Origin of the sequence: Kitasatospora phosalacinea, assembly GCF_000716545.1 — a bacterium.
Lineage (GTDB): Bacteria > Actinomycetota > Actinomycetes > Streptomycetales > Streptomycetaceae > Kitasatospora > Kitasatospora phosalacinea.
Window position 1 is genome coordinate 136,217 of record NZ_JNWZ01000004.1, and the last position, 25,606, is coordinate 161,822.

Here is a 25,606-nt window from a genome sequence, read left to right on the forward strand (position 1 = left end):
ATGCCGCAGCAGACCGAGTGCCCGAACTGTGCCGAACCGCTGGGCTCGCAGGACGCGTTCTGCGGGGCCTGCGGCACCTCCCTGACCGGGCCGCCGACCCTGCGCGACCTGCCCGTCGTGCCCAGCTGCCCGCACTGCGGGGCCACCGAGCTCGCGGACGGCTGGTGCCAGCGCTGCGGGCAGGCCCAGCCGCGCGAACGCGACCACCAGGAACTGGAGCTGACCGGCGTCGCGGCGGTCTCCGACCGCGGCCTGCGCCACCACCGCAACGAGGACGCGTTCACCGTCGCCACCGCCGAGGGCCCCGGCGGCGCGCCCGTGGTGCTCGCCGTGGTCTGCGACGGCGTCTCCTCCTCCTCCCGCCCGGACGAGGCCTCCGCCACCGCCGTCACCGCCGCCGCCGACTCGCTGGTGGCCGCGCTGGCGGCCGGCCGCGAGCCCGGCCAGGCGATGCGCGAGGCGATCGGCGCCGCCAACCGGGCCGTCACCGCGCTCGCCCACGACGGCACCGCCCCCGACGGCCGGCACAGCAACGCGCCCGCCTGCACCTACGTCAGCGCGATCAGCTCCGGCGGCCTGGTCACCATCGGCTGGGTCGGCGACACCCGGGCCTACTGGATCCCGGACGACCGCGAGTCCGCCGAGCCGTACCGGCTCACCGAGGACGACTCCTGGGCGGCCCGGATGGTCTCCGCCAAGCTGATGGCCGAGGCCGAGGCGTACGCCGACCCGCGCGCCCACGCCATCACCGGCTGGCTCGGCGCGGACGCCGAGGACCTCGACCCGCACACCGTCAGCTTCACCCCGCACGTCCCCGGCGTGCTGCTGATCTGCACCGACGGCCTGTGGAACTACGCCGAGGCCGCCACCGACCTGGCGTTCTTCGTCCGCGCCGACGCCCGGACCGAACCGCTGGCCACCGCGCAGGAACTGGTGCGCTTCGCGGTCGAGCGCGGCGGGCACGACAACATCACCGTCGCCGTCCTGCCGATCGACCCGCCCACCGCGCCGACCGTCCACGAGGCCACCCTGCTCGACGTGCCGCTGCCGCGCGCCGCCGACCCGGATGCCACCGTGCCGCTGCGCCCGGCCGCACCGCCCGCACCGCCCGTCGCACCGCCGGCCCCGGCCGCGCCGCCCGCCGCCGTACCTGCCGCGCCGCCCGCCGCCGCGCCGCCCGTACCGCCCGCGCCCGCCGCGCCGCCCGCCGCGGTGCCGACCGCCGCCGCGCCCGCCGAAGACTGACCCGTCCACCACCGGCACCGCCACCGACCCTCCGACAGGAGCTCTCCGCATGGCCTCGTTGTCCAAGCCCGACGCGCCCCGGTTCGACGTCGACGTCTTCCAGAACGAGTACCTCGCCCAGGGATCCCAGGAGGTCAACGCCATCGTCACGGTCACCGCGACCGGCGGTGGCACCTCCGGCGGCCGGCCGATCGGCGCTCCCGGGGCGAGCGCCGCCGTGGTCCTGGTGATCGACTGCTCCGGCTCCATGGAGCACCCGGACACCAAGATGCGGGACGCCCGCGCGGCCACCGCCGCCGCCATCGACGAGCTGCGCGACGGCGTCGCCTTCGCCGTGGTGGCCGGCACCCACCACGCGGAGGACGTCTTCCCGGGCAACGGCCGGCTCGCGGTCGCCGACCGCGCCACCCGCGAGCAGGCCAAGGTCGCGCTGCGCCGCCTCACCCCGTCCGGCGGGACGGCGATCGGCACCTGGATAGCCAAGGCGCAGCAGTTGTTCGCCTCCCGCCCGGAGGCCGCGATCCGGCACGCCATCCTGCTCACCGACGGCCGCAACGAGCACGAGGAGCCCGCCGACCTGCGGCGCGCCCTGGACGCCGCCGCCGGGTGCTTCACCGCCGACTGCCGGGGCGTCGGCACCGACTGGGAGGTCGCCGAGCTGCGGAGGGTCTCCTCGGCGCTGCTCGGCACCGTCGACATCGTCGCCGAGTCCTCCGGCCTGGCCGAGGACTTCCGCGCCATGATGTCCGCCGCGATGGGCAAGCAGGTCGCCGACGTCGCCCTGCGGGTGTGGACGCCGGTGGGCGCGCGGGTGCGGTTCGTCAAGCAGGCCGCGCCCGCCGTCGAGGACCTCACCGGGCGCCGCGCCGAGGCCGGGCCGCGGGCCGGGGACTACCCGACCGGGTCCTGGGGCGACGAGTCCCGGGACTACCACGTGTGCGTGGAGGTCCCGGCGGCGGCCGTCGGCAGCGAGATGCTGGCGGCCCGGATCAGCCTGGTCCTGCCGCACCCCGACGGCACCGCCGAGGTGCTCGGCCAGGGCCTGGTGCGCGCCGTGTGGACGGACGACCTGGCCTCCTCGACCAGGATCAACCCGCAGGTCGCGCACTACACCGGGCAGGCCGAGCTGGCCGACTCGATCCGCGACGGCCTGGAGGCCCACCGGGCCGGTGACTTGGAACGGGCGGGCGCCAAACTGGGTGCCGCCGTGAAACTGGCGTACGACAGCGGCAACGAGGGCACCCTCAAGCTGCTGCGGAAGGTGGTGGACGTGGTCGACGAGCGGGAGGGTACCGTTCGGTTCCGTAAGAACGTGAGCGAGGCCGACTCGATGACGCTCGAGACCCGGTCGACCAAGACCGTGCGCGTGAAGAAGTGAGCCGGACACCCGCCGGACCCGAACCTGCTGGAGTGGGGACCTGATGCCGATCTGCCCTAGGGGACACGAGTCACAGGCCGAGGACTGGTGCGACTACTGCGGCTTCCCGATGACGCCGCCGCCCGGCCTGGCGATCCCCGGCTTCCCGAACGGCCCGGCCCAGCCCGGTGGCCACCCCGGCGCCCAGGGCCAGCCCGGCGCCCAGGGCCAGCCGGGCGGCCACCAGCGCCCCGGCGGGCCGTCCGCGCCGCCCCCGGGCCCGCCCGGCCCGCCCCCGTACACCTCGTCCGGCTACCCGCCGGTCGGCCCGGGCAGCACCCCGCCGTCCGGCACGCCCGCCGGCAACGGCGGCTACTTCGAGCCGCGCCGCACCGCGACGCCGCCCGCCGGCACCCCCACCGGGCCCGCCGCGGGCGCGCCCGGCCCGTACGGCGCCCCGCCGCCGCCCCCGCCGACCACCGGCCTGGTGACCTGCCCGATCTGCCGCAGCCCGCAGACCGGCCGGTACTGCGAGGAGTGCGGCTACGACTACAACCTGGCCACCTCCGCCCGCCCGCCGGGCGCGGCGCCCGGCCCGCTCGGCCACCAGCCGCCGCCGGCGCCGCCGCAGGGCCAGCGCCCCCCGCAGCAGGGCTACGGCTTCCCGCCGCCCGCCGCGCCCCCGGCCGCCCCGCCCGCGTTCGAGCCCCCGGCCCCGCCGCCGTACGAGCAGCAGCGGCCGCCGCAGGCCCCGCAGCAGCAGTCGCCGTACGAGCAGCCCCAGCAGCGGGCCCCGTACGAGCAGCCGCAGCACCCCCAGCACCAGCAGCAGCACCAGTCGCACCAGCAGCCGCAGCACCAGCAGCAGTCGCCGTACGAGCGCCCCCAGCCGCAGCAGCAGTCGCCGTACGAGCAGTCGAGCTACCCCGCCGCGCAGGCCGCGCAGTCCGCCCCGCCCGCGCAGGGCTTCGAGAAGCCCCCGGCGGCGGGCTTCCCGGACGTCGACTACGAGCGCACCGGCCCGGTGTACGCCGAACCGGGCCGGGCGCCGCAGTCCGGCCCGGAGTCGGGGACGTCGTTCCGGCTCACCCCGCCCGGGCAGCAGCCCGGCGGTGCGCCGCAGCAGCGCGCCACCTGGTTCGCCGTGGTGGCGCCCGACCACGACTACTTCACCGACATGATGACCCGTAGCGGCCCGGAGGCGGCGGGGCTGTTCTTCCCGCAGTACACCGCCGAGCGGCGGATCCAGCTGACCGGCCGCGGCCAGCTGCGGATCGGCCGGCGCAGCCAGCAGCGCGGCACCGTGCCGGAGATCGACCTGTCGGTCTCCCCGGAGGACCCGGGCGCCTCGCACCACCACGCCCTGCTGGCCGAACAGCCGGACGGCAGCTGGGTGGTGGTCGACCAGGACTCCACCAACGGCACCACCATGAACGGCAGCCCGGACACCCTGCCGCCGCACACCGCGATCCCGCTGAACGACGGCGACCGGATCCACATCGGCGCCTGGACCACCATCACGGTGCGCCTGGGCTGACGCCGCGCCGGCTGACGCGACGTCAGCCGACCCGGCGCCACCACCGGCCCGCGGCCCGGGGATCCGCCTCCCCGCCCGCGGGCCGGTCCCGTTCGCGGTTCCGCCGCGGAACGCTCAGAATTCGCACAAAAGTGTCCGTGGGCAGGGCCGCAGCCCCTACGCTTCCGCCCATGAGTGAAGCAATAACCGCGGACGGGATCCGGAAGCGGTACGGGGATGTCCAGGCCGTCGACGGGGTGTCGCTCTCCGTCGCGACTGGCGAGTTCTACGGTCTGCTCGGGCCGAACGGGGCCGGCAAGACGACCACCTTGGAGATCCTGGAGGGCATCCGGGAGGCCGACGAGGGGCGGGTCGAGATCCTCGGCCTGTCACCGTGGCCGCGCAACCCGAAGCTGCTGCCGCGGATGGGCGTGCAGTTCCAGGCCTCCGCCTTCTTCAACAAGCTGACCGCGCGCGAGACCATCCGCACCTTCGCCTCCTTCTACGGCATCGGGTCGAGGGCGGCGGACGCGATGCTGGAGCGGGTCGGGCTGACCGAGTCCGCGAACGTGCTGACCTCCAAGATGTCCGGCGGCCAGGCGCAGCGCCTGTCCATCGCCTGCGCGCTGGTGCACGACCCGGAGCTGGTGTTCCTGGACGAGCCGACCACCGGCCTCGACCCGCAGGCCCGCCGCAACCTGTGGGACCTGCTGCGCGACATCAACGCCGAGGGCCGCACCGTGGTCCTCACCACGCACTACCTGGACGAGGCCGAGGTGCTCTGCGACCGCGTCTCGGTGATGGACCACGGCAGGGTGCTGAAGACCGGCGCCCCCGCCGCGCTGGTCCGCGAGATCGACGACACCGTCCGGGTCCGGATCGAGTCCGGGCTGCTGGCCCCCGACCGGGCCCGCGAACTGCTGACCGCCGCGGGCGCGGTGTACTCCAACCTGGAGGACGACGGCGTCACGCTGGCGCTGTCCACCGCCGAGCCCGGCCCGGTCCTGTCCGTGCTGGCCGAGCAGAACGCGCTGCGCGGCCTGGAGGTCCGCGGCGCCACCCTGGAGGACGTCTTCCTCCAGCTGACCGGACGGGAGTACCGGGCATGACCGCCACCGAACCGAGCCGGACCGCCGCCCCGGAACCGGCCGCGGGCCCGGCCCGCGGCGACGGGGAGAAGGGCAGCGCCTTCGTCGGCCTGTCCCGGGTGATGCTGCTGGGCTTCGTCCGCGACAAGGGCACCCTGTTCTTCACCCTCGCGCTGCCGCTGATGTTCCTGCTGCTGTTCGGCGTCCTCTACAAGGGCGGCGGCAGCACCCACGTCAAGGTCGCCGAGGTCGGCCGGGTCCAGGTGCTGGACGACGCCCGGTCCCAGGCCCAGGGCGCGCTGGACGCGCTGGAGATCACCACCGGCCTGAGCGAGGCCGACGCCCTCGCCAAGGTCAAGAAGGGCGACCTGGACGGCCTGGTCATGCAGAAGCCGGACGGCACCCTGGTGCTCCGCTTCAGCCAGGCCGACCAGGTCAAGGCCGGCACCGTGCAGGGCATCGTCAACTCCGTGGTGCAGGGCGCCAACCAGGCGGCGGCGAACGTCGCCCCGAAGTACTCGCTGGACGCCGCCAAGGTCGAGGACGACTCCACCAAGCCGATCCAGTACCTGACTCCGGGCCTGCTCGCCTACGCCATCGCCATGGGCGCGGTCTACGGCGCCTCCTTCACCCTGGTCACCTGGCGCAAGAGCCGGGTGCTGCGCCGCCTGCGGCTGGCGCCGATCTCGGCGGGCACCGTGGTCGGCGCCCGGGTGCTGGTCAGCGTGCTGGTCGCGCTCGCCCAGACCGCGCTGTTCCTGGCGGTCGCGCAGATCGACTACTTCGGGCTCAAGCTCACCGGCGACTGGTGGCTGGTGCTCCCGCTGGTGGTCTGCGGCACCCTGGCGTTCATGTCGATCGGCCTGGTCACCGGTTCGCTGGCGAAGACCGAGGAGTCGGCGAACGGCATGAACCAGCTGATCATCCTGCCGATGTCCTTCCTCGGCGGCGCGTTCATCCCGCTGGACTTCGCCCCGAGCTGGCTGCAGGACGTCTCCCGGGCGATGCCGCTGCGCTACCTGATCGTCCCGGCGAAGTCGGTGCTCAGCCAGGGCGGCGGCTTCGCCGAGGCGCTGCCCGCGATGGGCGTCCTGCTCGCCTTCACCGCGGTGCTGTCCGCCGTCGCCTGGCGCTTCTTCAACTGGGACGACGCGTAACCGCCGCTCCCCGACCCTCCGGGACGGGGGTCGTACGCCGGAAGTCCCGGTGTACGGCCCCCGTCGGCGTCTGCGACCATGGACGGGTGACTGAGACCGGGCGCGAGACCACCACCGCACAAGAGGAGACCTTCTACGACCGGGTCGGCGGGGAGGCGGTGTTCCGCCGGCTGGTCCACCTCTTCTACCGCGGTGTCGCCCAGGACGAGTTGCTGCGCCCGATGTACCCGGAGGAGGACCTCGGCCCCGCCGAGGAGCGCTTCGCCCTGTTCCTGATGCAGTACTGGGGCGGCCCGCGCACCTACAGCGAGCGCCGCGGCCACCCGCGGCTGCGGATGCGGCACGCCCCGTTCCAGGTCGACCGGGCCGCGCACGACGCCTGGCTGAAGCACATGCGCGCCGCCCTGGACGAGCTGGCGCTGCCCGCCGAGGCCGACCGCGAGCTGTGGAACTACATGACGTACGCCGCCGCGTCGATGATCAACACCGCGGGCTAGGCCCCGTCCCCCGGCCGGTCTTCGCTGCTCAGCGCAGCGGGCTGAGCCCCAGGCCGGCGCCGGGCGCCGCCTCGGTGCGCAGCAGGACGGAGCCGGCGGGGGCGTCCAGCCGCAGCCAGGCCCCGGCCCGGTACGCGGACAGCGGGGCGCCGGGCCGCAGGAAGCCGATCGCGTGGGCGGCGTGCGCGGCCCGCAGCGGCAGTCCCTCGGCGGTGCCCAGCGGCCGGGACCAGATCTCGTCGGCGATCGCGTCGACCGCCTGCCGGGTGCGGTGGTGGTCCGGCACCTCGGCGGTGCGGCGCTTGAACTCCTCGACGGCGGCGAGCACTTCGCCCACCACCCGGTCGACGGGGGGCTGCCCGAGCGGCTGCCAGCCGGAGCGCGGCGGGAGCAGCCCGGCCCAGGACGGGCCGGTGACCGGCGCGGGCAGGACGAGCGCGGCGCCCTCCTCGTCCACCGACTCCAGCAGTTGCCCGGCGGAGACGGTCAGGTCGGCGGCCGCGTCCAGCCCGGCCAGCCGCACGGTGCGCACCACGAGGACGGCGGACCGGCCGAGCGGCAGCCGCCCGAACACCGCGAGCACCCCGCCCGTGCCGCCGCCGGTGCCCGGCACGGCCTGCAGCCGGACGGCCGCGGCGCGGTCGAAGCGCAGCAGCCGGCCGAGGAAGGCGGACAGGTCGGCGCCCTCCCGCCGGTCGGCGAGGTCGAGTCGGGTCGTCCGCACGGTCACCGGGGTTCAGCTCGTTTCTTCAGCGGTGCGAGGAGTCCGGTCAGGCGGCGCAGCCGGCCGGCTGCTCGTCCGTGAACCGGCTCAGGAACTCACGTTCGACCGGGCTGATCCGGCGCGGCCGGGCCTCGGCGAGGTCGTAGGGGACGACCACGGTGGAGGCGGTGACGTACACCGTCTCGGTGCCGTCCGCGGCCACGTCCTTGATCTCGTAGGAGACGGTCAGCGAGGCGCCGCCGATCCGGGTCACCCAGGTCTCGATGGTGACCGGCTCGGGGCGGTGCACCAGCGGACGCTTGTAGTCGATCTCGTGGCGGGCCACCACCGAGCCGCCCGCGAACTCCCCGGCCCCGGCCTCGGCGGCCTGGGTGAACATGAAGTCGATCCGGGCCTCCTCCAGGTAGCGCAGGAAGACCACGTTGTTGACGTGTCCGAAGGCGTCCATGTCGGACCACCGCAGGGGGCAGGCGTAGATGTGGCGAGCCACGGTGTTCTCCTCGAATTTCTCCGTACCCGCAGGTACCCGGAGGCAGCCTACGGGCCGCGGTCCGGCGGCCCGCCCGCGGGGGCGGGCCGCCGGACCGGTGTGCCCGGGGGTCAGTCGCGGGTCAGCTTCTTGTAGCTGGCGCGGTGCGGACGGGCCGCGTCGGCGCCGAGGCGCTCGATCTTGTTCTTCTCGTAGGACTCGAAGTTGCCCTCGAACCAGAACCACTTGCTCTCGCCCTCGTAGGCGAGGATGTGGGTGGCCACCCGGTCCAGGAACCAGCGGTCGTGGGAGATGACCACGGCGCAGCCGGGGAACTCCAGCAGCGCGTTCTCCAGCGAGGACAGGGTCTCGACGTCGAGGTCGTTGGTCGGCTCGTCGAGGAGCAGCAGGTTGCCGCCCTGCTTGAGGGTCAGCGCCAGGTTGAGGCGGTTGCGCTCACCGCCGGAGAGCACCCCGGCCGGCTTCTGCTGGTCCGGGCCCTTGAAGCCGAACGCGGACACGTACGCCCGGGACGGCATCTCGACCTGGCCGACGTTGATCCAGTCGAGGCCGTCGGAGACGACCTCCCACAGGGTCTTCTTCGGGTCGATGTTGGAGCGGGTCTGGTCGACGTAGCTGATCTTGACGGTCTCGCCGACCTTGACCGTGCCGCTGTCCGGGGTCTCCAGGTCCTGGAGCATCTTGAACAGGGTGGTCTTGCCGGCGCCGTTGGGGCCGATCACGCCGACGATGCCGTTGCGCGGCAGGGTGAAGCTGAGGCCGTCGATCAGGACCTTCTCGCCGAAGGACTTGTGGAGGTCGTCGACCTCGATGACGACGCTGCCCAGGCGCGGGCCCGGCGGGATCTGGATCTCCTCGAAGTCCAGCTTCCGCATCTTGTCGGCCTCGGCCGCCATCTCCTCGTAGCGGGCGAGGCGGGCCTTGGACTTGGCCTGGCGGCCCTTGGCGTTGGAGCGGACCCACTCCAGCTCTTCCTTGAGCCGCTTGGCGCGCTTGGCGTCCTTCTGGCCCTCGACCTTGAGACGGGTCTGCTTGGTCTCCAGGTAGGTGGAGTAGTTGCCCTCGTACGGGTAGGCGCGGCCGCGGTCGAGTTCGAGGATCCACTCGGCGACGTTGTCCAGGAAGTACCGGTCGTGGGTGACGGCGACGACGGTGCCGGGGTACTTCTCCAGGTGCTGCTCCAGCCAGTTCACCGACTCGGCGTCCAGGTGGTTGGTGGGCTCGTCGAGCAGCAGCAGGTCGGGCTGCTCCAGCAGCAGCTTGCACAGCGCGACGCGGCGGCGCTCACCGCCGGACAGCTTGGTGACCGGCCAGTCGCCGGGCGGGCAGCCCAGCGCGTCCATGGCCTGCTCCAGCTGGACGTCGAGGTCCCAGGCGTTGGCGTGGTCCAGGTCCTCCTGGAGGGTGCCCATCTCGGCGAGCAGCTCGTCGGAGTAGTCGGTCGCCATCAGTTCGGCGATCTCGTTGAACCGGTCGAGCTTGCCCTTGATCTCCTGGACGCCGTCCTGGACGTTCTCCAGGACCGTCTTGGACTCGTCGAGCGGGGGCTCCTGCTGGAGCATGCCGACGGTGAAGCCCGGCGAGAGGAAGGCGTCGCCGTTGGAGGGCTGGTCGAGGCCCGCCATCATCCGCAGCACGGTCGACTTGCCGGCGCCGTTGGGGCCGACGACGCCGATCTTCGCCCCGGGGAGGAAGCTGAGCGTCACGTCGTCAAGGATGACCTTGTCGCCGTGTGCCTTGCGCACCTTGCGCATGGTGTAGATGTATTCCGCCACGTTGAGATCGCTCCGGCGTCGTCGTGAGTAATCGGCTTGCAGCCTTCCATTGTGCCGTAAGGCCAAGGCGGCCCCGAACGCCCGAGTGGGCGCCCCCGGCTCCCGGGCCGCCGACCGCGGGCGCCCGGTACGCGAACGGCCCCGCCTCCCGGTGCCGGGGGGCGGGGCCGTTCCCCTCCGCCGGGCGCGGGCGCCGGGCGGAGGGGTTCAGCTCGTCGTTCAGGAGGTGCGGCCGTGGCGGCCGCGGCGGCGCAGGCCGTAGACCGCGGCACCGCCGGCGACGACCAGCACGCCGGCGACGGCGGCGGTCAGGCCGGTGCCCATGCCGCCACCGGTGGAGGCCAGCTCAGGGCCGGTCGGGCTGGCCGACGGGGCCGGGGTGGTCGGGGCCGGGCTGCCGGTGGACGGCGGCGGGGTCTTGGTGGAGCTGTCGGTCTTGCAGTTCAGCAGGCCGGTGAACTCCTTGGAGAAGCCTTCGGGGCCGGTGACGGTGAAGTCGTACTTCTCGTCCTCCTTGACCGGCAGGGTCACGCTCTGGGTGCCGCCCGGCTTGACCGTGTAGTCCTTGCCGGCGACCTTGAAGGCCGCGTCCTTGTCGCCCTTGTTGCCGAGGGTGACCACGAGGGAACCCTTGGCGCAGTCGACCACGGCGTCGGCGGTCGGCACCGCGCCGAGGCCCCAACTGATGGCGGCCTTGGCGGAGACCGGGACGGTGCCGTGGCCCGCCAGGATCAGCGTCTGGCTGGGCTTGCCGTCGATCCGGCCGACGAAGGCGCGGCCGACGGACGAGGTGGCGGTGCCCGAGGCGGTGATGGAGGCACTGCCGGCGGAGGCTCCGGCCGGGACCTTGGCGTAGACCTTGTCGCCGGACTTCACGTTCTTGACCGCGGCGCCCTTGTCGTCGACCAGGGTCACCTTGGCGGCGGTGCCCTTGTCGTCCAGGGCCACGGAGACCGCGGCGGTGCCGCCCCCGGCGGCGACCGTGATCGGGCCCAGCGTGGTGCCGGACTTGCCGCCGACCGAGGTCGGGTCCAGGGTGAGGGTCGGCTTGGGCTCCTCGCCCTTGCCGTTCTGGTTGGCCTGGGCGATCAGCCACTCGGTGAACGCCTTGGCCTCCTTGTCCTCCTGCTTGACCTGGACGTTCGGGTCCGAGAAGGACCAGATCGCGACCTGGGTGCCGGCCGCGGCGTCGGCCTTGCTGAGCCCCTTGACGCCCGAGGCGGCGCTCAGCGCGTCGGCGTTCACGGCGGGGAAGGAGTGCTGGAGGATCCAGAGGATCTTGGGCCCGGCGCCGGGGTTGTCCTGGAGCGAGCTGGAGTTCCAGTCGGTCTCGTGGTAGGTCGCGTCCCAACTGGCGGGCTGGAGCAGGTCGATGCAGTAGACCGGCAGCGCGGGATCGGCGCCGCCGATCTTGATGAAGAAGGGGCCCGCGGTGCTGTTCTTCCAGATGTGCTTGTCCGGATCGAAGTAGCTGATGGGCTCCTGCTCGTCCCCCTTCGATCCCTGGACGATCTTCGCCGTCACGTCCGAGGTGCTGTCGGCCGCGGCCGCCGCACCGGCCGCGAGGAGGCCCGTGCCGGCAGCCAGGCCGGACGCGAGCATGACAGCAACGACGCGGGAAACGGCCCGCCCCTGCTTGTGGAACATGTGGGATCCCTTCGGGCGGTGACGTGCCTTCGGCAACCCGCCCTGGCAAAGCGGCACCCCCTGTGGCGCCGCTGCACGTGTGTGGACCCGACGCATCCTACGAGCGGGATCCCGCCGCTCCAGGGCCGTAGCGAATCAGGACGATATCGTGGCTGTTCCGTTATCAAAGAGCTGATCGCAGAGGTCAGTTGATGTATCGACATAAAGCCACGGGGCGCCGCCGCGGCAATCATGATTGCACTCACCGACCCAAGAAGTGCCCCGATCCGGTCAGTTCAGAACCTCCTGCGTCACATCCGCACCGCCCTCCCCCCGCACCCCACCGGCCGGGCCGCCCTCCTCCGCCCGGCGCCGGGCCGCGACCGCCGCCACGATCCAGTCCGGAACCGCCTCCTCCACCAGCCGCACCGCGCGCGGCCCGGCCGCCGCCCGCGGACGGCCGTCCTCGGGCGAACCGGCCTGCGCCGGGGCCGACTTGCCCTCCAGGCCGCGCCGGAAGGCGGACGTCCCCCGGGACAGGTCGTGGCCGACCGCGCGGGCGTCGATCTCCACCTCTACCCGTCGGCTGCCCTCCTGCTCCCACTCGCGCACCCGCAGCCGTCCGCTCACCAGCAGCGGATCGCCCTTGTTCACCGAACTGACCACGTTGACCGCGAGCCGCCGCCAGGCCACCACCGTCACCCAGGTCGTGTCGCCGTCCGTCCAGTCGCCGCGCTCGCGGTCGTAGCGCCGCTCCCGCGCGGCGAACCGGAAGTTCGCCACCGACACTCCGCCGGCCGTCTCCCGGTACGTCACGCTCGACGCGGCGTTCCCGACCATCGTCACCAGGGCCTCGTCCATTCCGACTCCTCCGTTCCCGGCCGCGGCGACCGGCGCTCTTTCCCGACGGAATCCCCGCCGGGAAAGATCCTCCGCTTTCCGGGAAATGCGCACCAGTTTCTTCCCGGCGCCTGTGGAAAACTCCGGCCTGTGGAAAACCCGGCTCACTCGCCCGGGTGAATTCACCGCTTTCCCCGGTCGGAAACCGATCATTTCAATGCCGTGTCCACGACAAGAGCGAGCCCGCCCCGCCGACGGCCGGCCGCGCGCCCCGCGGAGACCCCGGCGCCGCCCGCGGAACCACGAACGGGTGGCCGACGGCTCGCCCCGTCCATGTCATCCGACCGATGGAACCCCTAAACGCGCCCCCACCCGCGGGCCGCTCCGGGCGATTGCCCGCCGAATCCATAACGGGTGAGGTCGCAGCCCCGTAACGACTGCACAACGTCCCGCCCCGAGAGCCGGTAGACCGCTGCACTCCCCGGCACTACCTGCGATTATCGGACCGCCCCGCGGAGGCCGACACACCTCGGTCCGGCCTTCGAAGTCCAGGTGGCGGAACTGAACACCCGTATCCTGTCCCGGAACATCCCGTCCCGGCCCAGGCCCGGCAAGCGGGCCGACGTCAGCACCCCGGCCCCCATAGCTCAGCGGATAGAGCACCCGCCTTCTAAGCGGTAGGTCGCAGGTTCGAATCCTGCTGGGGGCGCCCCACACGGCCCGACCGGCTCCGACGCCGCAGGGTGAGCACCCGGCCACGGACCGCCGCCCCTCCCGGGCCCCGCCCGCGCCGTTCCCCGCGCGCTACTCCCGCCCCGCCGCCAGGTCCGCCAGGAAGCCGTCCAGCAGCGCGCGTTGGCGCTCCGGCGGGAACTCCCCGGGGGCGAACAGCGCCTGCACCACCAGCCCGAGCACGAAGGACTGGGCGCCGGCCGCCAGGTCGTCGGCCGGGCGGGAGGCGGGGAGCTCGCCGAGTTCCTGGGCCTCGGCGCAGAGTTCGGCCATCCCGCGGCGGGCCCGGCGGTAGCGCTCGGCGTGCCCGGCGGTGAGTTCGGCGTCGCCGAGGGCGGCGTCCCAGGAGCCGACCCGGATCCGGTTGCCGGCGTCGCCCTCCTCGTCCAGCGGGAGGACGTCGAGCAGCGCGGCGCGCAGCGCGACCAGGCCGCGGGCGGCGCCGGCCGCCTCGGTGGCGGGCCGGCGGCGTTCGGCGGCCTGCCGGTCGAGGACCTCCAGCGCGTGCGCGACCAGGGCCCGCTTGCTGGGGAAGTAGTGGGTGAGCAGGCCGGTGGAGGCGCCGAGTTCGGCGGCCACGGCGCGCAGGGTGAGCCCGCCGAAGCCGCGTTCGGCGAGGACCCGCCAGACCGCTTCCGAGACGTCGCGGCGACGGGCTTCGTGATCGCCCCTGGCGGGTGGAGTCATGCGCGCTAGGGTACATACCAAACGTTTGTTATGTACCGCGTGGCCCGAAGGGGATGCCGAATGTACGCCGTAGCGCTCGCCGAGGACGCCGAGCTCCGCCCGCTGGAACCGTGGCAGTCCGGGGAGTTCCTGGAGCACATGGACCGGGCCAGGGCCGGGATCGACCCGTGGATCCCGTGGGCCACCCGCAGCACCGATCCGGAATCCGCCCGGGCGACGCTGCGGAAGTTCGCCGACAAGCAGGCCGAGGACACCGGCCGGATATACGGGATCTGGCTGGCGGGCACGCTGGTGGGCGGCGTGATGTTCGTCGGCTTCGACGCCCCGGGCGGGGTGTGTGAGATCGGCGTGTGGAGCGAGCCCGCCGCCCAGGGCCGCGGCCTGGTCACCGCGGCCGTCCGGCACCTGCTGGACTACGCGCTGCTGGAACGCGGCCTGTACCGCGCCGAGTGGTGGAACAGCACGGTCAACCTGCGCAGCCGGGCGGTGGCCCGGCGGCTGGGCATGACGCTGGACGGCACGCTGCGCGCCCACACCGAACACCTGGGCGTCCGGCTGGACTTGGAGGTCTGGTCAATGCTGGCCCCGGAGTGGCGGGCCGCCCGCGGCGGGTAGCCGGCCGGCCGCGCGGCCGGGGTTGACGCGGATCACGTCGCCCGGCGCGCGCCCGCGTGAAAGCCTGGGGCGGCACCCGCCGTCTCCCGAGAGGCCCGCCATGCCCGTGCGCACCGACCGTCCGCTCGACCGCCCGGGCCCCGGGGACGCCGAACTGCCCGTCGGCGCCCCGGGCCTGCGCTGCTGGGTGGGCCCGGACCGGGTGGCGGTGCTGCTGCTGGACCGCCCTGAGCGGCGCAACGCGGTGACCGGCGCGATGTGGCGGGCGCTGCCCGGGGTGCTGGCGGAACTGGCGGAGCGCCCGGACGTCCGGGTGCTGGTGCTGACGGGCGCGGCGGGCGCGTTCTCGGCGGGCGCGGACATCGCGGAGCTGGCCGGGGTCTACGCCGATCCGGCGGCGGCCGACGCCTACCACGCGCTGAACGTGGCCGCCGAGGAGGCACTGGCGGCGTTCCCGCGCCCGACGCTGGCGGTGGTCCGGGGCGCCTGCGTGGGCGGCGGCTGCCAGTTGGCGCTGGCCTGCGACCTGCGGCTGGGCGCCGAGGACGCCCGCCTCGGCATCACCCCGGCGAAGCTGGGCGTGGTGTACCCGGCGGTGCCGACGCTGCGGCTGGCCGCGCTGGTCGGCCCGGCCCGGGCCAAGTACCTGCTGTTCTCCGGCGAGTTGCTCCCCGCCGCCCGGGCGGAGCGGTTCGGCCTGCTGGACGAGGTCGTCCCGGTCGCCGACCTGGACGCCCGGGCGCGGGAGTTCGCCGCCCTGCTGGCCCGGCGCTCGCCGCAGACGATCGGCGCGGTGAAGGCCGCGCTGTCGGTCGCCCCGGCGGACGCGGCGGACGCCCTGGCGCCGTGGGAGCGCGCCTCCCGGACGGCGCCGGACGTCCGGGAGGGCCTGGCCGCGTTCCTGGAGCGCCGCGAACCCCGGTTCTGAGGTCAGCGGATCGGCGCTCCCGAGATGGCCCGGGCGATGACCAGCCGCTGGATCTCGCTGGTGCCCTCGAAGACGGTGTAGATGGCGCTGTCGCGGTGCATCCGCTCGACCGGGTACTCGCGGGTGAAGCCGTTGCCGCCGAGGATCTGCATGGCCTGCGCGGTGACGTACTTGGCGGTCTCCCCGGCGTACAGCTTGGACATCGAGCCCTCGGCGCTGGTGAACGGCTTGTTGTTGACGGCCATCCAGGAGGCCCGCCAGACCAGCAGCCGGGCGGCGTCGATCCGGGTCTTCATGTCGGCGAGTTGGAAGGCGACGCCCTGGTTCTCGATGATCGGCTTGCCGAACTGCACGCGGGTCTTCGCGTAGTCGAGGGCGACCTCGTACGCGGCCCGGGCGATGCCGATGGCCTGGGCGCCGACGGCGGGCCGGGAGGCTTCGAAGGTGGCCATCGCCGCGTTCTTGCCGCCGCCCCTGGCGCCTTCGCGGGCCCGGGCGAGGCGGGCGTCGAGCTTCTCCTTGCCGCCGAGCAGGCAGTGGCCGGGGACGCGGACGCCGTCGAGGACGACCTCGGCGGTGTGCGAGGCGCGGATGCCGTGCTTCTTGAACTTCTGGCCCTGGCTGAGCCCCTTGGTGCCGGGCGGGACGATGAAGGACGCCTGGCCGCGGGAGCCGAGTTCGGGGTCGACGGTGGCGACCACCACGTGGACGTGCGCGATGCCGCCGTTGGTGGCCCAGGTCTTGGTGCCGTTCAGCACCCACTCGTCCTTGGCCTCGTCGTAGACGGCGCGGGTGCGCAGCGCGGAGACGTCGGAGCCGGCGTCGGGCTCCGAGGAGCAGAACGCGGCGACCTTGACGTCCTCGGGGGTGCCGAACATCTGCGGGGCCCAGGTGCCGATCTGCTCGTCGGTGCCGTTGGCGAGCACGGCGACGGCGGCCAGGGTGGTGCCGGTGATGGCGAGGCCGATGCCGGCGTCGCCCCAGAACAGCTCCTCCATGGCGATCGGGATGCCGACGCCGGACGGGTCGAAGAACTGCTGGGCGTAGAAGTCGAGCGAGTAGATGCCCAGCTTGGCGGCCTCCTGGATGATCGGCCAGGGGGTCTCCTCGCGCTCGTCCCACTCCGCGGCGGCGGGTCGGATCACGTCGGCGGCGAAGCCGTGCAGCCAGTCGCGGACGGCGATCTGGTCGGGCCCGGGGTCGAGCGAGAAGGTGGTCATGTCGGCCTCCAGGAGACGGTCGTACGGGCCGGAGGGTCCGCGCCACTGCGCTGTTACCTCCGGTAACATGGCGGCGAGTCTGCTACCGATAGGTAACCGGTGTCAACGCCCGCCGAGCCGCCTACCCGCCCGCACGAGGAGCAGCGCATGACCACCGAACCCCGTCTCGAACCCCGCCGCGAACAACTGCTCAACGCCGCCGACCGGGTCGTCCAGCGCGAGGGCCCGAGCGCCAGCATGAACGCGATCGCCGCCGAGGCCGGCATCACCAAGCCCATCCTGTACCGGCACTTCGGCGACCGGAACGGCCTGATCGGCGCGCTGACCGAGCGCCACACCGCCGGACTGCTGGCCGCCGTCCGCTCGGCCCTCAACGAGCCGCTGGAGCGCCGCGACCGGGTCGAGCACGTGCTGGACGTCTACCTGGCCGCGATCGAGTCCCGCCCGCAGGTGTACCGGCTGCTCACCCACCCCGAGCCCGGCGACCCCACCGGCGCGGGCAACGCGCTGGCGCCCGCGCTGCGGCAGATCGCCGAGGAGATCACCCGGGCCGTCCAGCAGCAGATCGACCTCGGCCAGGACGGGCCGCTGCTCTCCGAGACCTGGGGGCGCTCGATCACCGGCATGGTGCTGGCGGCCGGCGACTGGTGGCTGGAGACCCGCCCCTGCCCGCGCGCCCGGATGGTGCAGGCCCTCGCCGACCTGCTGTGGGGCCGCCTCGCCGCGGCCGCCGACCTGCCGCCGATGCTGACCGCCCCGGAGGCCTGACCCCGGCACCCGTTCACCCGGCCACCGACGGGCCACCGACCGGCCGACGCCCGGCCGACGCGAGAACATGAGCATGTCTCACCTCTTGTGCGGCGGGAACGGCTCCGGCAGGATCGGCGCACCCCTCCCCCACCCCGCCGTGAGGTGCCCCCCGTGCGCGTCCTCCGCTCCGCCGCCGCCCTGCTGCTCACCGCCGCCGCCGTCCTCGGCACCGTCTCGGCCGGCCCGCCCGCCGACCGCGGCCCCTTCGACGCCCGCGCGGTCTCCTCGACCACCCTCGCCGACGGCCGCACCGCCTTCACCGATCCCCGCGGCCGCGTCCTGGACCTGCGCGGCTTCAACCTCGACAAGTACGACGAGACCACCGAGGCCGACCTGCGCGAACTCGCCGCCGACGGCTTCGGCCTGATCCGGATCGCGGTCTCCTGGTCCCGCCTCGAACCCGCCCGCGGCCACTACGACCGGGCGCAGCTCGCCCGGCTCGGCCGCCTCCTGGACTGGGCCGGGAAGTACCGCCTGTACGCCGTCGTCGACTTCCACCAGGACGTCTACGGCCAGTACTTCCTCGGCGGCGACGGCGGCGCCCCCGCCTGGGCCACCCGCGACGACGGCCTGCCCTTCACCCCCGACCCGGACGACTGGTTCGCCGGCTACTTCCAGCCCTCCGTCCAGGCCGCCTTCCGCCACCTGTACGACGACCCCGACCTGCGCCGCGCCCAGGCCGACCTGTACACCACCGTCGCCCGCGAACTGCGCGGCAAGCGCGCCCTGCTCGGCTACGACCTGTTCAACGAACCCTTCGGCCCGGTCGACGGCGACCCCGCCGACCCGGCCGTCCTGGCCGCCGCCTCCGCCACCCTCGAACGGGGCCGGCTCGCCGCGATGTACCGCCGCCTGATCACCGCCGTCCGCCGGGCCGACCGCGACGCCTGGCTGTTCGTCGAGCCCACCGTCCTGGTCGGCCAGGGCGTCCCCACCAGCCTGCCCGGCTTCACCGACCCCCGCCCGGGCCCCGACCGGATCGGCTACGCCCCGCACTTCTACGACACCGCCGTCGAGGCGGGCCGGGACTGGGACCCGGCCGGCGGCTTCGTCGAGGCCTACACCGCCGCCGTCACCGCCTACCCCGCCGCCCACCGTCTCCCCGTCCTGGTCGGCGAGTGGGGCCCGCCCTCCGCCGCCACCCCCGGCAACGCCGAACTGGTCCGCCGCCAGGTCGCCGCCATGCGCACCTTCGCCGCCGGCTGGACCATGTGGTACTGGTGCCGCGGCACCGGCGGCTACTGCGCCCTCACCCCCGACGGCCGCCCGGCCCCCGGCTACGCCCCCGTCTTCACCGGGAACTGACCCCCCCTCCGCTCTCCCCTCCTCCCGCCCGACGCGCCCGGCGCGTCCCGCGGCGTCCCCGCCTACTCCAGCCCCCGCCGGGCCAGCAGCGGCCCGATCTCCGGCCCCCGCCCCAGCACGTCCCGCACGCACTCCAGCGCGTCCCGGCTGCCGCCCCGCGACAGCAGGCGCTCGCGGAACAACCGCCCGCTCTCCCGCACCCCGAGCCCGTTGGAGCCGAACCACTCGACCGTCTGCGCGTCCAGCACCTCGGACCAGATGTACGCGTAGTACCCGGCGCTGTACCCGTTCGAGAAGACGTGGTTGAAGTACCCGGTGCGGTACCTCGGCGGCACCGCCGCCACCGCGACGCCCGCCTCGGCGAGCGCCCGCGCCTCGAACTCCTCCGCGTCCCGCACCACCTCGCCGGGCCGCAGCGTGTGCCAGGCCCAGTCGAGCAGCGCCGCGGCCAGGTACTCGACGGTCCGGAAGCCCTGCCCGTAGTTCTCGGCGGCGAGCATCCGCTCCACCACGGCGGCGTCCAGCGGTTCCCCGGTGACGTGGTGGCGGGCGTAGTTGGCCAGCACCTCGGGCCTGGTCATCCACATCTCGTTGACCTGGGACGGGAATTCGACGAAGTCGCGGGGCACCTCGGTCCCGGCGAAGGACGGGTACTCCACGTCCGAGAACAGCCCGTGCAGGGCGTGCCCGAACTCGTGGAACAGGGTGCGCACCTCGTCCCAGCTGAGCAGCGCGGCCTCGCCGGGCGCCGGGCGGGCGATGTTGAGGTTGTTGACGACCACCGGGCGGGTGCCCAGCAGCCGCGACTGGGGGACGAGTTCGTTCATCCAGGCGCCGCCGCGCTTGGACTCGCGGGCGTGGAAGTCCCCGATGAACAGGCCCAGCGCGGAGCCGTCCGCGTCGAACACCTCGAAGACCCGGGCGTCGGGGTGGTACGCCGTCAGGTCGGGCCGCTCGGTGAAGGACAGCCCGTAGGCGAGGTTGGCGGCGAAGAAGACGCCGTCGCGCAGCACCCGCTCCAGCTCGAAGTAGGGCCGCAGCGCCGCGGTGTCCACCTCGTAGCGCTCGGCGCGCACCTTCTCGGCGTAGAACGCCCAGTCATGGGCGGCCAGTTCGCCGATCCCGTCGGCGGCCGCGGCGGCCGCCAGGTCGGCGGCCTCGCGCTCGGCGTTGGCGACGGCGGGGGCGACCAGCCGGCCGAGCATCGCGCTGACGGCTTCGACGGTGCCGGCGGTCTCGTCGGCGACCACGTACGAGGCGTGGGTGGGGTGGCCGAGCAGCGCGGCGCGTTCGGCGCGCAGCGCGGCCATCTTGGCGGCGAGCGGGCCGTTGGTGTCGAGGCCGCGGCGCAGCGAGGAGGTGAGCAGCCGCCTCCGCAGGTCGCGGTCGGTGAGGGCGGCGAGTTCGCTCTGGTTGGAGAAGTTCTTCAGGCTGAGCACCCAGCGGCCGTCCTGGCCGAGCGCGCGGGCGTTCTCGGCGGCGGCGGCGATCGCGGCGTCGGAGAGGCCGTCGAGGGCGGCGGCGCTGTCCACGGCGACGGCGCCGGCCAGCGAGGCGTCGTGGGTGTTCTTGCGGAACGCGGCCGAGTCGGCGGCGAGTTCCGCGTTGATCTCGCGCAGCCGCCGCTGGCCCTCGGCGTCGAGGCGGGCGCCGGCCCGGACGAAGGCGGTGTGCCGGCGCTCCAGCAGGCGCAGCGACTCGGCGTCCAGGCCGAGGCCGTGGCGGGCCTCGTGCAGGGCGTCCAGGCGGGCGAACAGCGCGGCGTCGAGGTGGATCGCGTCGGCGTGCGCGGCCAGCAGGGGGCTGATCTCGGCGTCGAGCGCCTGGACGCCGGGGGTGGTGTCGGAGGAGTCCTGGTTGAAGAAGACCGCCGCCACCCGGCGCAGTACCGCTCCCGAACGCTCCAGCGCCACCACGGTGTTGTCGAAGGTCGGCGGCTCGGGGTCCGCGGCGATCGCGGCGGCCTCGGCGAGCTGGTCGGCCATGCCCCGTTCGAAGGCCGGGCGGTAGTGCTCCTCCCGGATCTCGGCGAAGGGCGGGAGCTCGTACACCAGGGGGCTGGGCGAGAAGAAGGGATTGTCGCTCATGGCGGCGACACTACGGGCCGCCGGGCCCTGGCGGAACACTGTCAGGACAAGCTGCCGCCCGGCCCCGACCGGCACCCGCGCGGTCCCGCCGCCGACGGGTGCGACGCGCCGTCACCTCCCGTCCTCCCCCGTGCCGCGACGTGCGCTGTCACAGCCACCGGCTACCGTCGACAGGTCCCGGCCGCACACCGGGCACGTCCGCCGTACGCGTCCGAGAGGAGCCGCCGCCCGTGCGCTACGCCCTGGTGCCCGACCCGCACGGCCCCGGCGGCCGCCTGCAGCCGCTCGGCGAGGACGGCGCGCCGCTGGGCCCGCCCGAGCCCGCGCCGCGGCTGGCCGAGGCGGTGGCCGCGGTGGAGGCCGCGCACGCCCCACGCTGGGTGTGGCCGACGGCGGACACCGCGTACGGCCCGCTGCTGGCCGCGCTGCCCGAGCGGCTGGCGCGCTGCCACGACCTGCGGCTGACCGAGGCGCTGCTGCTGGGCCGGGAGGGCCGGTTCGGGTCGCCGCGTTCGCTGGGCGCGGCCTGGTCGCGGCTGCGCGGGCTGCCGGTGCCGGCCGACCTGCCGGAGGGCGCGCTGCCCGACGAGGACGCCCTGTTCGCCCCGGACCGGCTGCAGCTGCCGCCGGGGACGGACCAGCTGGAGGCCGTGGTGGCCGTCCACGCGGAGCAGTTGCGGCGGCTGGCGGCGATCCCCGACCCGGCGGCCCGCTCCCGCTTCCGGCTGCTGGTGGCGGCCGAGTCGGCGGGCGCGCTGCTGGCCTGCGAGATGGCGCACGACGGGCTGCCCTGGCGGGCGGACGTGCACGACGCGCTGCTGACCGAGCTGCTCGGCCCGCGTCCGGCGGTCCCGGGCGCGCCCCCGGCGAAGCTCGCCGAACTGGCCCTGGAGGTGCAGCGGGAGCTGGGCGCCCGCCCGTTCAACCTGGACTCGCACACCCAGGTGATCAAGGCGTTCGCGGACCGGGGCGTCCAGCTGTCCTCGACCCGCTCCTGGGAGCTGAAGTCGGTGGACCACCCGGCGGCGGCCCTGATGGTCCGCTACAAAGAGCTGTCCCGGCTGCACGTGGCGCACGGCTGGGCCTGGCAGTCGGCCTGGGTGCGCGGCGGCCGGTTCCGCCCGGAGTACGTGGTGGGCGGCGTGGTGACGGGCCGCTGGGCCTCGCGGGGCGGCGGCGCGCTGCAGATCCCGCGCACCATGCGCCGCGCGGTGGTGGCCGACCCGGGCTGGCTGCTGGTGGTCGCGGACGCGGCGCAGCTGGAGCCGCGGGTGCTGGCCGCCCTGTCGGGCGACGCGGGCCTGGCCCGGACGGCGGCCGGCGGCGACCTGTACGCGGCGCTCGCCGCGAGCGCCTTCCAGGGCGACCGGGAGAAGGCGAAGCTGGGCCTGCTGGGCGCGATGTACGGCCAGACCGGCGGCGGCATCGGCCCGCTGCTGAACACGCTGCGCCGCCGCTACCCGGCGGCGATGGGGTACGTGGAGGCGGCGGCCCGCACCGGGGAGGACGGCGGGGTGGTCTCCTCCCGCCTGGGCCGGGTCTGCCCGCCGCCCTCGGCGGACTGGCTGGACTTGACGGAGGCCCCGGAGTCCGGCGAGGCGGGCGGCCGCTCGGCCCGCGCCCGGGGCCGGTTCACCCGCAACTTCGTGATCCAGGGCAGCGGCGCGGACTGGGCGCTGGCGCTGCTCGCCGCGCTGCGCCGCCGGCTGGCCGTGCCGCGCTCCGGCGACGACCGGCCGCACCTGGTCTTCTTCCAGCACGACGAGGTGGTCGTGCACACCCCCGCCGACCTCGCCGACACCGTGGCCGCCGCCGTCGCCGGGGCCGCCGAGGAGGCCACCGCCCTGGTCTTCGGCGACACCCCGGTCCGCTTCCCGCTCACCACCGCCGTGGTCGACTGCTACGGCGACGCCAAGTAGGGCTCCCCCGTCCGGCCCGTTCGACCCGGCGCGTCCGGCCCGGGCCGGGTGACGAGCAGCAGCAGCGCGTCGTCGCCGAGTTCGCCGCCGGTGTGCGCCAGCAGGTCCGCGTACAGGCGGGCGACGGCGGCGTCGAGGTCGGCCAGCGAGCGCCAGCCCTCGCGCACCAGCGGCCCGGCGCGTTCGGCCAGCGGGTAGAACCCGCCGCCGCGGACGCCCCTGGCCTCGATGACGCCGTCGGTGCACAGCACCAGGACGTCCCGCGGGCCGAAGGGCACGGTGGTGGTGCGGGGCCGGCCGGCGACCAGGTGGCCGAGGCCGAGCGGCACCCAGGGTTCGGCGAACTCCACCACCTCGCTGCTCCCGTCGGCGTGCACCCGCAGCGGCGGGACGTGGCCCAGGTGCAGCAGGTCGACGCTGCCGGGTTCGCGGAAGGCGGCGAACACGGCGGTGGTGAACTCCCCTTCGGGGACGTGCCGGTGCATGCTGGCCTCGATCCGCCCGGCCACCGCGGGCAGCTGCTCCTCGTCGTACGCCGCATCCCGGAACGCGCCGAGCACCACGGCGGCGGTCTGCACCGCCCCGAGCCCCTTGCCGCGCACGTCGCCGACCAGCACCCGGGTGCCGTACGGGGTGTCGAGGACGGAGTACAGGTCGCCGCCGATCCGGGCGGCGTCCGCGGCGGAGACGTACCGCACGGCCAGCCGCAGCGGTCCGACCACAGGTTCGGGCTGGCGCAGCAGCGCGCGCTGGGCGGCCTCCGCGACCGAGCTGACGGCCGCGAAGGCCGCGACTCGTCGCATCCGCAGCTCGGCGACCCAGGCGCTGAACGCGGTGACGGCGACGTAGCTGACCATGGCCCCGTACAGGAAGCGGCTGTCGCCGAAGTCGATGACCTGGTCGAAGTGGCTGAGGCCGAGCAGGGCCATCAGGCCGAGGAAGCAGACCGCGAGCAGTTCGCGCGGACGCAGGGTGAGCGCGGCCACCGACGGTACGACGACCATCAGCGGGGCCAGGTAGCGGTCGTGCCCGGAGAGGTAGTCGGCGACGCCGACCAGGGCGATGGCGCTCAGCGCGGGCCCGGCCCGGCGCAGCAGGGAGAGGTCCTGCAGGTCGGCCGCCAGCAGGGCGTTGCGCTGTCGGCTGGGCGGCACTCCGTCGGCCTCGTCGACCGGCCCGCCGTCCCCGCGTCGAAGGTGCACCTTCCGAACATATCGGACCTGCGGGCGCCCTGCCCCGCTCGGGCTGAATTCTGACAATACGTACCAAAGCCCGCGAGTCGCCATACCGTGCGTTCATCACTTCCCGCGGCGACGGAGGGCTCCCGGATATCCGGTTGCGGCACGACACCCCCGGGTCGCGGACCGAAGGCCCTCCCGACCGACCCGGCCCTGCGGACGGCCACCGTGGCGGTCGCCTTCGCCACCCCCGACAGCGGCCTGGCGCCGACCGTCGTGCCGCTCGGCAGCTTCCCGACCCCGTCCCCCTCCACCGCCTGGGCCCACGAGCGGTTCGCCTCGGACGTCGGCCCGGGCCGGATCCTGGCCCGCTTCGGCGTCGGCGGGACCATCGGCGCGCCGGGCGCCTCGGCGCTGGAGACGCACCCGCTCTCGCCCTCGGTGCGGATGCACCTCGGGGTCGGCCTGATCGAGGCGGCGTCGGCCTGACCGTTCGGATGACGGACGGCGGGCGGCCCGGCGCGGTGCCGCCGGCCGCCGCCGTTCCCGCCCCGGCGCGCACTACCCTCGGGGGCGGGCCGCGGGCCGCGCGCACGGAACCCGCCACCCCCGGGCGGAATACCCCCAGGGGGTAATGTGGTTGTCGTCATCGCACCGCGCGGCACAGCGGCACGAACGCGTTCCCGGAGGTCACCATGTCCAGCACCGTCACCTACACCGTCAGCGGGATGAGCTGCGGCCACTGCGAGAAGGCCGTCAACGGCGAGGTCTCCGCGCTCCCTGGCGTCACCTCGGTCGCCGCCGACGCCGCGGCCGGCACCGTCACCGTCACCGCCGAGCCCGTCCCCAGCGACGAGCAGATCGCCGCCGCCGTGGACGAGGCCGGCTACGAACTGGTCGGCCGGGCCTCCTGAACCGCCCGCGGGGGCGGCCCGCGCCGCCCCCGCCCCCTCACCCAGTGAAGCGAAGCGAAGCGGACCAGTTGATGAGCACCACCACCGACCCCTCGGCCGCCCCCCGCGACCGCGTCGAGCTCTCCATCGGCGGCATGACGTGCGCGTCCTGCGCCGCCCGGATCGAGAAGAAGCTCAACCGGATCGACGGCGTCGAGGCGAGCGTCAACTTCGCGACGGAGCGGGCCAGGGTGGATTTCGGCCCCGGCACCAGCGTCGCCGACCTGATCGCGACCGTCGAGAGGACCGGCTACACCGCCGAGCTCCCGCCCCCGCCCGCCGCGCCCGAACCCCCGGTCGAACCCGCCCGGGAGCCGGACCCCCTGCGCGAGCGGCTGCTGGTCAGCGCCGTGCTCAGCGTCCCCGTCGTGCTGCTCTCGATGGTTCCGGCCCTGCAGTTCGACAACTGGCAGTGGCTGGCGTTCGCCCTCACCGGCCCGGTCGTCGTCCACGGCGGATGGCCGTTCCACAAGGCCGCCTGGACCAACGCCCGGCACGGCGCCGCGACCATGGACACCCTGGTCTCGCTCGGCACCCTGGCCGCGTTCGGCTGGTCGGTGTGGGCGCTGTTCTTCGGCGACGCCGGGATGCCCGGCATGCGGCACTCCTTCACCCTCACCGTCGGCGGCACCGACGCCTCCTCCGCGCTCTACCTGGAGACCGCGGCCGCCGTCACCACCCTGATCCTGCTCGGCCGCTGGCTGGAGGCCCGCTCCAAGCGCCGGGCCGGCGCCGCCCTGCACGCCCTGCTCGACCTCGGCGCCAAGGACGTCACCGTGCTGCGCGAGGGCCGCGAGGTCCGGGTGCCGGTCGCGCGGCTCGTGGTCGGCGACCGGTTCGTGGTGCGCCCCGGCGAG

The 25,606-nt window shown here is 74.4% G+C and carries 23 protein-coding genes and 1 tRNA gene; 15 read left to right on the plus strand and 9 right to left on the minus strand.

What is annotated here, in order from left to right:
• The 6 genes from OO48_RS03560 (at position 1) to OO48_RS03585 (ending at position 6,860) form a co-directional block, all read left to right on the plus strand.
• Positions 1 to 1,245, plus strand: a complete 1,245-nt coding sequence (locus OO48_RS03560; RefSeq protein WP_063830600.1) for a PP2C family protein-serine/threonine phosphatase — start codon at positions 1 to 3, stop codon at positions 1,243 to 1,245.
• A 49-nt stretch (positions 1,246 to 1,294) separates the two neighbouring features.
• Positions 1,295 to 2,623 carry a vWA domain-containing protein gene (locus OO48_RS03565; RefSeq protein ID WP_033212695.1) on the plus strand — a complete coding sequence of 443 codons (1,329 nt, stop codon included), beginning with the start codon at positions 1,295 to 1,297 and terminating at the stop codon, positions 2,621 to 2,623.
• 43 nt (positions 2,624 to 2,666) lie between these two features.
• Positions 2,667 to 4,139: an FHA domain-containing protein gene (locus tag OO48_RS03570; RefSeq protein WP_033212696.1), complete on the plus strand. Its 1,473-nt coding sequence runs from the start codon at positions 2,667 to 2,669 to the stop codon at positions 4,137 to 4,139.
• 170 nt (positions 4,140 to 4,309) lie between these two features.
• Entirely contained in the window at positions 4,310 to 5,227 is a 918-nt protein-coding gene (locus OO48_RS03575) for an ABC transporter ATP-binding protein (RefSeq protein WP_033212702.1), read from the plus strand.
• The gene (locus OO48_RS03580; RefSeq protein WP_081951882.1) at positions 5,224 to 6,363 is read left to right on the plus strand and encodes an ABC transporter permease; all 1,140 of its coding nucleotides are present in this window, start codon (positions 5,224 to 5,226) and stop codon (positions 6,361 to 6,363) included. Before OO48_RS03575 ends, OO48_RS03580 begins: the two co-directional genes overlap by 4 nt.
• Positions 6,364 to 6,449: 86 nt before the next feature.
• The gene (locus OO48_RS03585) at positions 6,450 to 6,860 is read left to right on the plus strand and encodes a globin (RefSeq protein ID WP_033212704.1); all 411 of its coding nucleotides are present in this window, start codon (positions 6,450 to 6,452) and stop codon (positions 6,858 to 6,860) included.
• A gap of 28 nt (positions 6,861 to 6,888) precedes the next feature.
• Here the strand turns inward: OO48_RS03585 and OO48_RS03590 are convergent, their stop codons facing one another.
• The 5 genes from OO48_RS03590 to OO48_RS03610 form a co-directional block, all read right to left on the minus strand.
• Positions 6,889 to 7,590: a DUF8185 domain-containing protein gene (locus tag OO48_RS03590; RefSeq protein WP_033212705.1), complete on the minus strand. Its 702-nt coding sequence runs from the start codon at positions 7,588 to 7,590 to the stop codon at positions 6,889 to 6,891.
• A gap of 40 nt (positions 7,591 to 7,630) precedes the next feature.
• Complete coding sequence (locus OO48_RS03595; RefSeq protein WP_033212706.1) at positions 7,631 to 8,074, minus strand: thioesterase family protein; 444 nt, start codon at positions 8,072 to 8,074, stop codon at positions 7,631 to 7,633.
• 110 nt (positions 8,075 to 8,184) lie between these two features.
• The gene (gene ettA / locus OO48_RS03600) at positions 8,185 to 9,849 is read right to left on the minus strand and encodes an energy-dependent translational throttle protein EttA (protein WP_033212708.1); all 1,665 of its coding nucleotides are present in this window, start codon (positions 9,847 to 9,849) and stop codon (positions 8,185 to 8,187) included.
• Positions 9,850 to 10,068: 219 nt separating this feature from the next.
• Positions 10,069 to 11,496 (minus strand): Cys-Gln thioester bond-forming surface protein, encoded by a 1,428-nt coding sequence (locus tag OO48_RS03605; protein ID WP_033212709.1) that lies wholly within the window; start codon positions 11,494 to 11,496, stop codon positions 10,069 to 10,071.
• A gap of 270 nt (positions 11,497 to 11,766) precedes the next feature.
• A complete protein-coding gene (locus OO48_RS03610; RefSeq protein WP_063830601.1) occupies positions 11,767 to 12,336 on the minus strand; it encodes a single-stranded DNA-binding protein in 570 nt (189 codons plus the stop codon).
• 615 nt (positions 12,337 to 12,951) lie between these two features.
• Between OO48_RS03610 and OO48_RS03615 the strand changes: the two genes are divergently transcribed.
• Positions 12,952 to 13,024: transfer RNA gene (locus tag OO48_RS03615), tRNA-Arg, on the plus strand.
• A gap of 95 nt (positions 13,025 to 13,119) precedes the next feature.
• On the opposite strand, the gene OO48_RS03620 is transcribed toward OO48_RS03615, so the two are convergent.
• Entirely contained in the window at positions 13,120 to 13,734 is a 615-nt protein-coding gene (locus OO48_RS03620) for a TetR/AcrR family transcriptional regulator (protein WP_033212710.1), read from the minus strand.
• Positions 13,735 to 13,794: 60 nt separating this feature from the next.
• Here OO48_RS03620 and OO48_RS03625 point away from each other — a divergent pair, with 60 nt between their 5' ends.
• Positions 13,795 to 14,349 (plus strand): GNAT family N-acetyltransferase, encoded by a 555-nt coding sequence (locus OO48_RS03625; protein ID WP_033212712.1) that lies wholly within the window; start codon positions 13,795 to 13,797, stop codon positions 14,347 to 14,349.
• Positions 14,350 to 14,449: 100 nt separating this feature from the next.
• A complete protein-coding gene (locus OO48_RS03630; protein ID WP_081951884.1) occupies positions 14,450 to 15,277 on the plus strand; it encodes an enoyl-CoA hydratase/isomerase family protein in 828 nt (275 codons plus the stop codon).
• Between the two features lie 2 nt (positions 15,278 to 15,279).
• On the opposite strand, the gene OO48_RS03635 is transcribed toward OO48_RS03630, so the two are convergent.
• Positions 15,280 to 16,497 (minus strand): acyl-CoA dehydrogenase family protein, encoded by a 1,218-nt coding sequence (locus OO48_RS03635; RefSeq protein WP_033212713.1) that lies wholly within the window; start codon positions 16,495 to 16,497, stop codon positions 15,280 to 15,282.
• A gap of 147 nt (positions 16,498 to 16,644) precedes the next feature.
• Here OO48_RS03635 and OO48_RS03640 point away from each other — a divergent pair, with 147 nt between their 5' ends.
• Both OO48_RS03640 and OO48_RS03645 read left to right on the plus strand, forming a co-directional pair.
• Positions 16,645 to 17,265, plus strand: a complete 621-nt coding sequence (locus tag OO48_RS03640) for a TetR/AcrR family transcriptional regulator (protein WP_033212714.1) — start codon at positions 16,645 to 16,647, stop codon at positions 17,263 to 17,265.
• A 153-nt stretch (positions 17,266 to 17,418) separates the two neighbouring features.
• On the plus strand, positions 17,419 to 18,612 hold the full coding sequence (locus OO48_RS03645) for a glycoside hydrolase family 5 protein (RefSeq protein ID WP_051731686.1): 1,194 nt from the start codon (positions 17,419 to 17,421) through the stop codon (positions 18,610 to 18,612).
• 62 nt (positions 18,613 to 18,674) lie between these two features.
• Here the strand turns inward: OO48_RS03645 and OO48_RS03650 are convergent, their stop codons facing one another.
• Positions 18,675 to 20,699 carry a M3 family metallopeptidase gene (locus tag OO48_RS03650; RefSeq protein WP_033212716.1) on the minus strand — a complete coding sequence of 675 codons (2,025 nt, stop codon included), beginning with the start codon at positions 20,697 to 20,699 and terminating at the stop codon, positions 18,675 to 18,677.
• 230 nt (positions 20,700 to 20,929) lie between these two features.
• Between OO48_RS03650 and OO48_RS03655 the strand changes: the two genes are divergently transcribed.
• Positions 20,930 to 22,618 carry a bifunctional 3'-5' exonuclease/DNA polymerase gene (locus tag OO48_RS03655; RefSeq protein ID WP_033212717.1) on the plus strand — a complete coding sequence of 563 codons (1,689 nt, stop codon included), beginning with the start codon at positions 20,930 to 20,932 and terminating at the stop codon, positions 22,616 to 22,618.
• Here OO48_RS03655 and OO48_RS03660 read toward each other — a convergent pair.
• The gene (locus OO48_RS03660) at positions 22,600 to 23,820 is read right to left on the minus strand and encodes a PP2C family protein-serine/threonine phosphatase (RefSeq protein ID WP_051731687.1); all 1,221 of its coding nucleotides are present in this window, start codon (positions 23,818 to 23,820) and stop codon (positions 22,600 to 22,602) included. The two genes, OO48_RS03655 and OO48_RS03660, sit on opposite strands and share 19 nt — an antisense overlap.
• A gap of 204 nt (positions 23,821 to 24,024) precedes the next feature.
• On the opposite strand from OO48_RS03660, the gene OO48_RS03665 reads away from it, so the two are divergent.
• The 3 genes from OO48_RS03665 to OO48_RS03675 all read left to right on the plus strand — a co-directional run.
• Positions 24,025 to 24,285: a hypothetical protein gene (locus OO48_RS03665; protein ID WP_033212719.1), complete on the plus strand. Its 261-nt coding sequence runs from the start codon at positions 24,025 to 24,027 to the stop codon at positions 24,283 to 24,285.
• A gap of 206 nt (positions 24,286 to 24,491) precedes the next feature.
• Positions 24,492 to 24,710 carry a heavy-metal-associated domain-containing protein gene (locus tag OO48_RS03670; protein WP_033212721.1) on the plus strand — a complete coding sequence of 73 codons (219 nt, stop codon included), beginning with the start codon at positions 24,492 to 24,494 and terminating at the stop codon, positions 24,708 to 24,710.
• A 71-nt stretch (positions 24,711 to 24,781) separates the two neighbouring features.
• The coding region (locus tag OO48_RS03675) for a cation transporter (RefSeq protein WP_033212722.1) at positions 24,782 to 25,606 on the plus strand (825 nt) is incomplete at its 3' end.

Coding starts and splice junctions, on each gene's coding strand:
- OO48_RS03560 (WP_063830600.1), top strand. CDS start 1: ATGCCGCAGCAGACCGAGTGCCCGAACTGTGCCGAACCGCTGGGCTCG.
- OO48_RS03565 (WP_033212695.1), top strand. CDS start 1,295: ATGGCCTCGTTGTCCAAGCCCGACGCGCCCCGGTTCGACGTCGACGTC.
- OO48_RS03570 (WP_033212696.1), top strand. CDS start 2,667: ATGCCGATCTGCCCTAGGGGACACGAGTCACAGGCCGAGGACTGGTGC.
- OO48_RS03575 (WP_033212702.1), top strand. CDS start 4,310: ATGAGTGAAGCAATAACCGCGGACGGGATCCGGAAGCGGTACGGGGAT.
- OO48_RS03580 (WP_081951882.1), top strand. CDS start 5,224: ATGACCGCCACCGAACCGAGCCGGACCGCCGCCCCGGAACCGGCCGCG.
- OO48_RS03605 (WP_033212709.1), bottom strand. CDS start 11,496: ATGTTCCACAAGCAGGGGCGGGCCGTTTCCCGCGTCGTTGCTGTCATG.
- OO48_RS03610 (WP_063830601.1), bottom strand. CDS start 12,336: ATGGACGAGGCCCTGGTGACGATGGTCGGGAACGCCGCGTCGAGCGTG.
- OO48_RS03620 (WP_033212710.1), bottom strand. CDS start 13,734: ATGACTCCACCCGCCAGGGGCGATCACGAAGCCCGTCGCCGCGACGTC.
- OO48_RS03625 (WP_033212712.1), top strand. CDS start 13,795: ATGTACGCCGTAGCGCTCGCCGAGGACGCCGAGCTCCGCCCGCTGGAA.
- OO48_RS03630 (WP_081951884.1), top strand. CDS start 14,450: ATGCCCGTGCGCACCGACCGTCCGCTCGACCGCCCGGGCCCCGGGGAC.
- OO48_RS03635 (WP_033212713.1), bottom strand. CDS start 16,497: ATGACCACCTTCTCGCTCGACCCCGGGCCCGACCAGATCGCCGTCCGC.
- OO48_RS03640 (WP_033212714.1), top strand. CDS start 16,645: ATGACCACCGAACCCCGTCTCGAACCCCGCCGCGAACAACTGCTCAAC.
- OO48_RS03650 (WP_033212716.1), bottom strand. CDS start 20,699: ATGAGCGACAATCCCTTCTTCTCGCCCAGCCCCCTGGTGTACGAGCTC.
- OO48_RS03670 (WP_033212721.1), top strand. CDS start 24,492: ATGTCCAGCACCGTCACCTACACCGTCAGCGGGATGAGCTGCGGCCAC.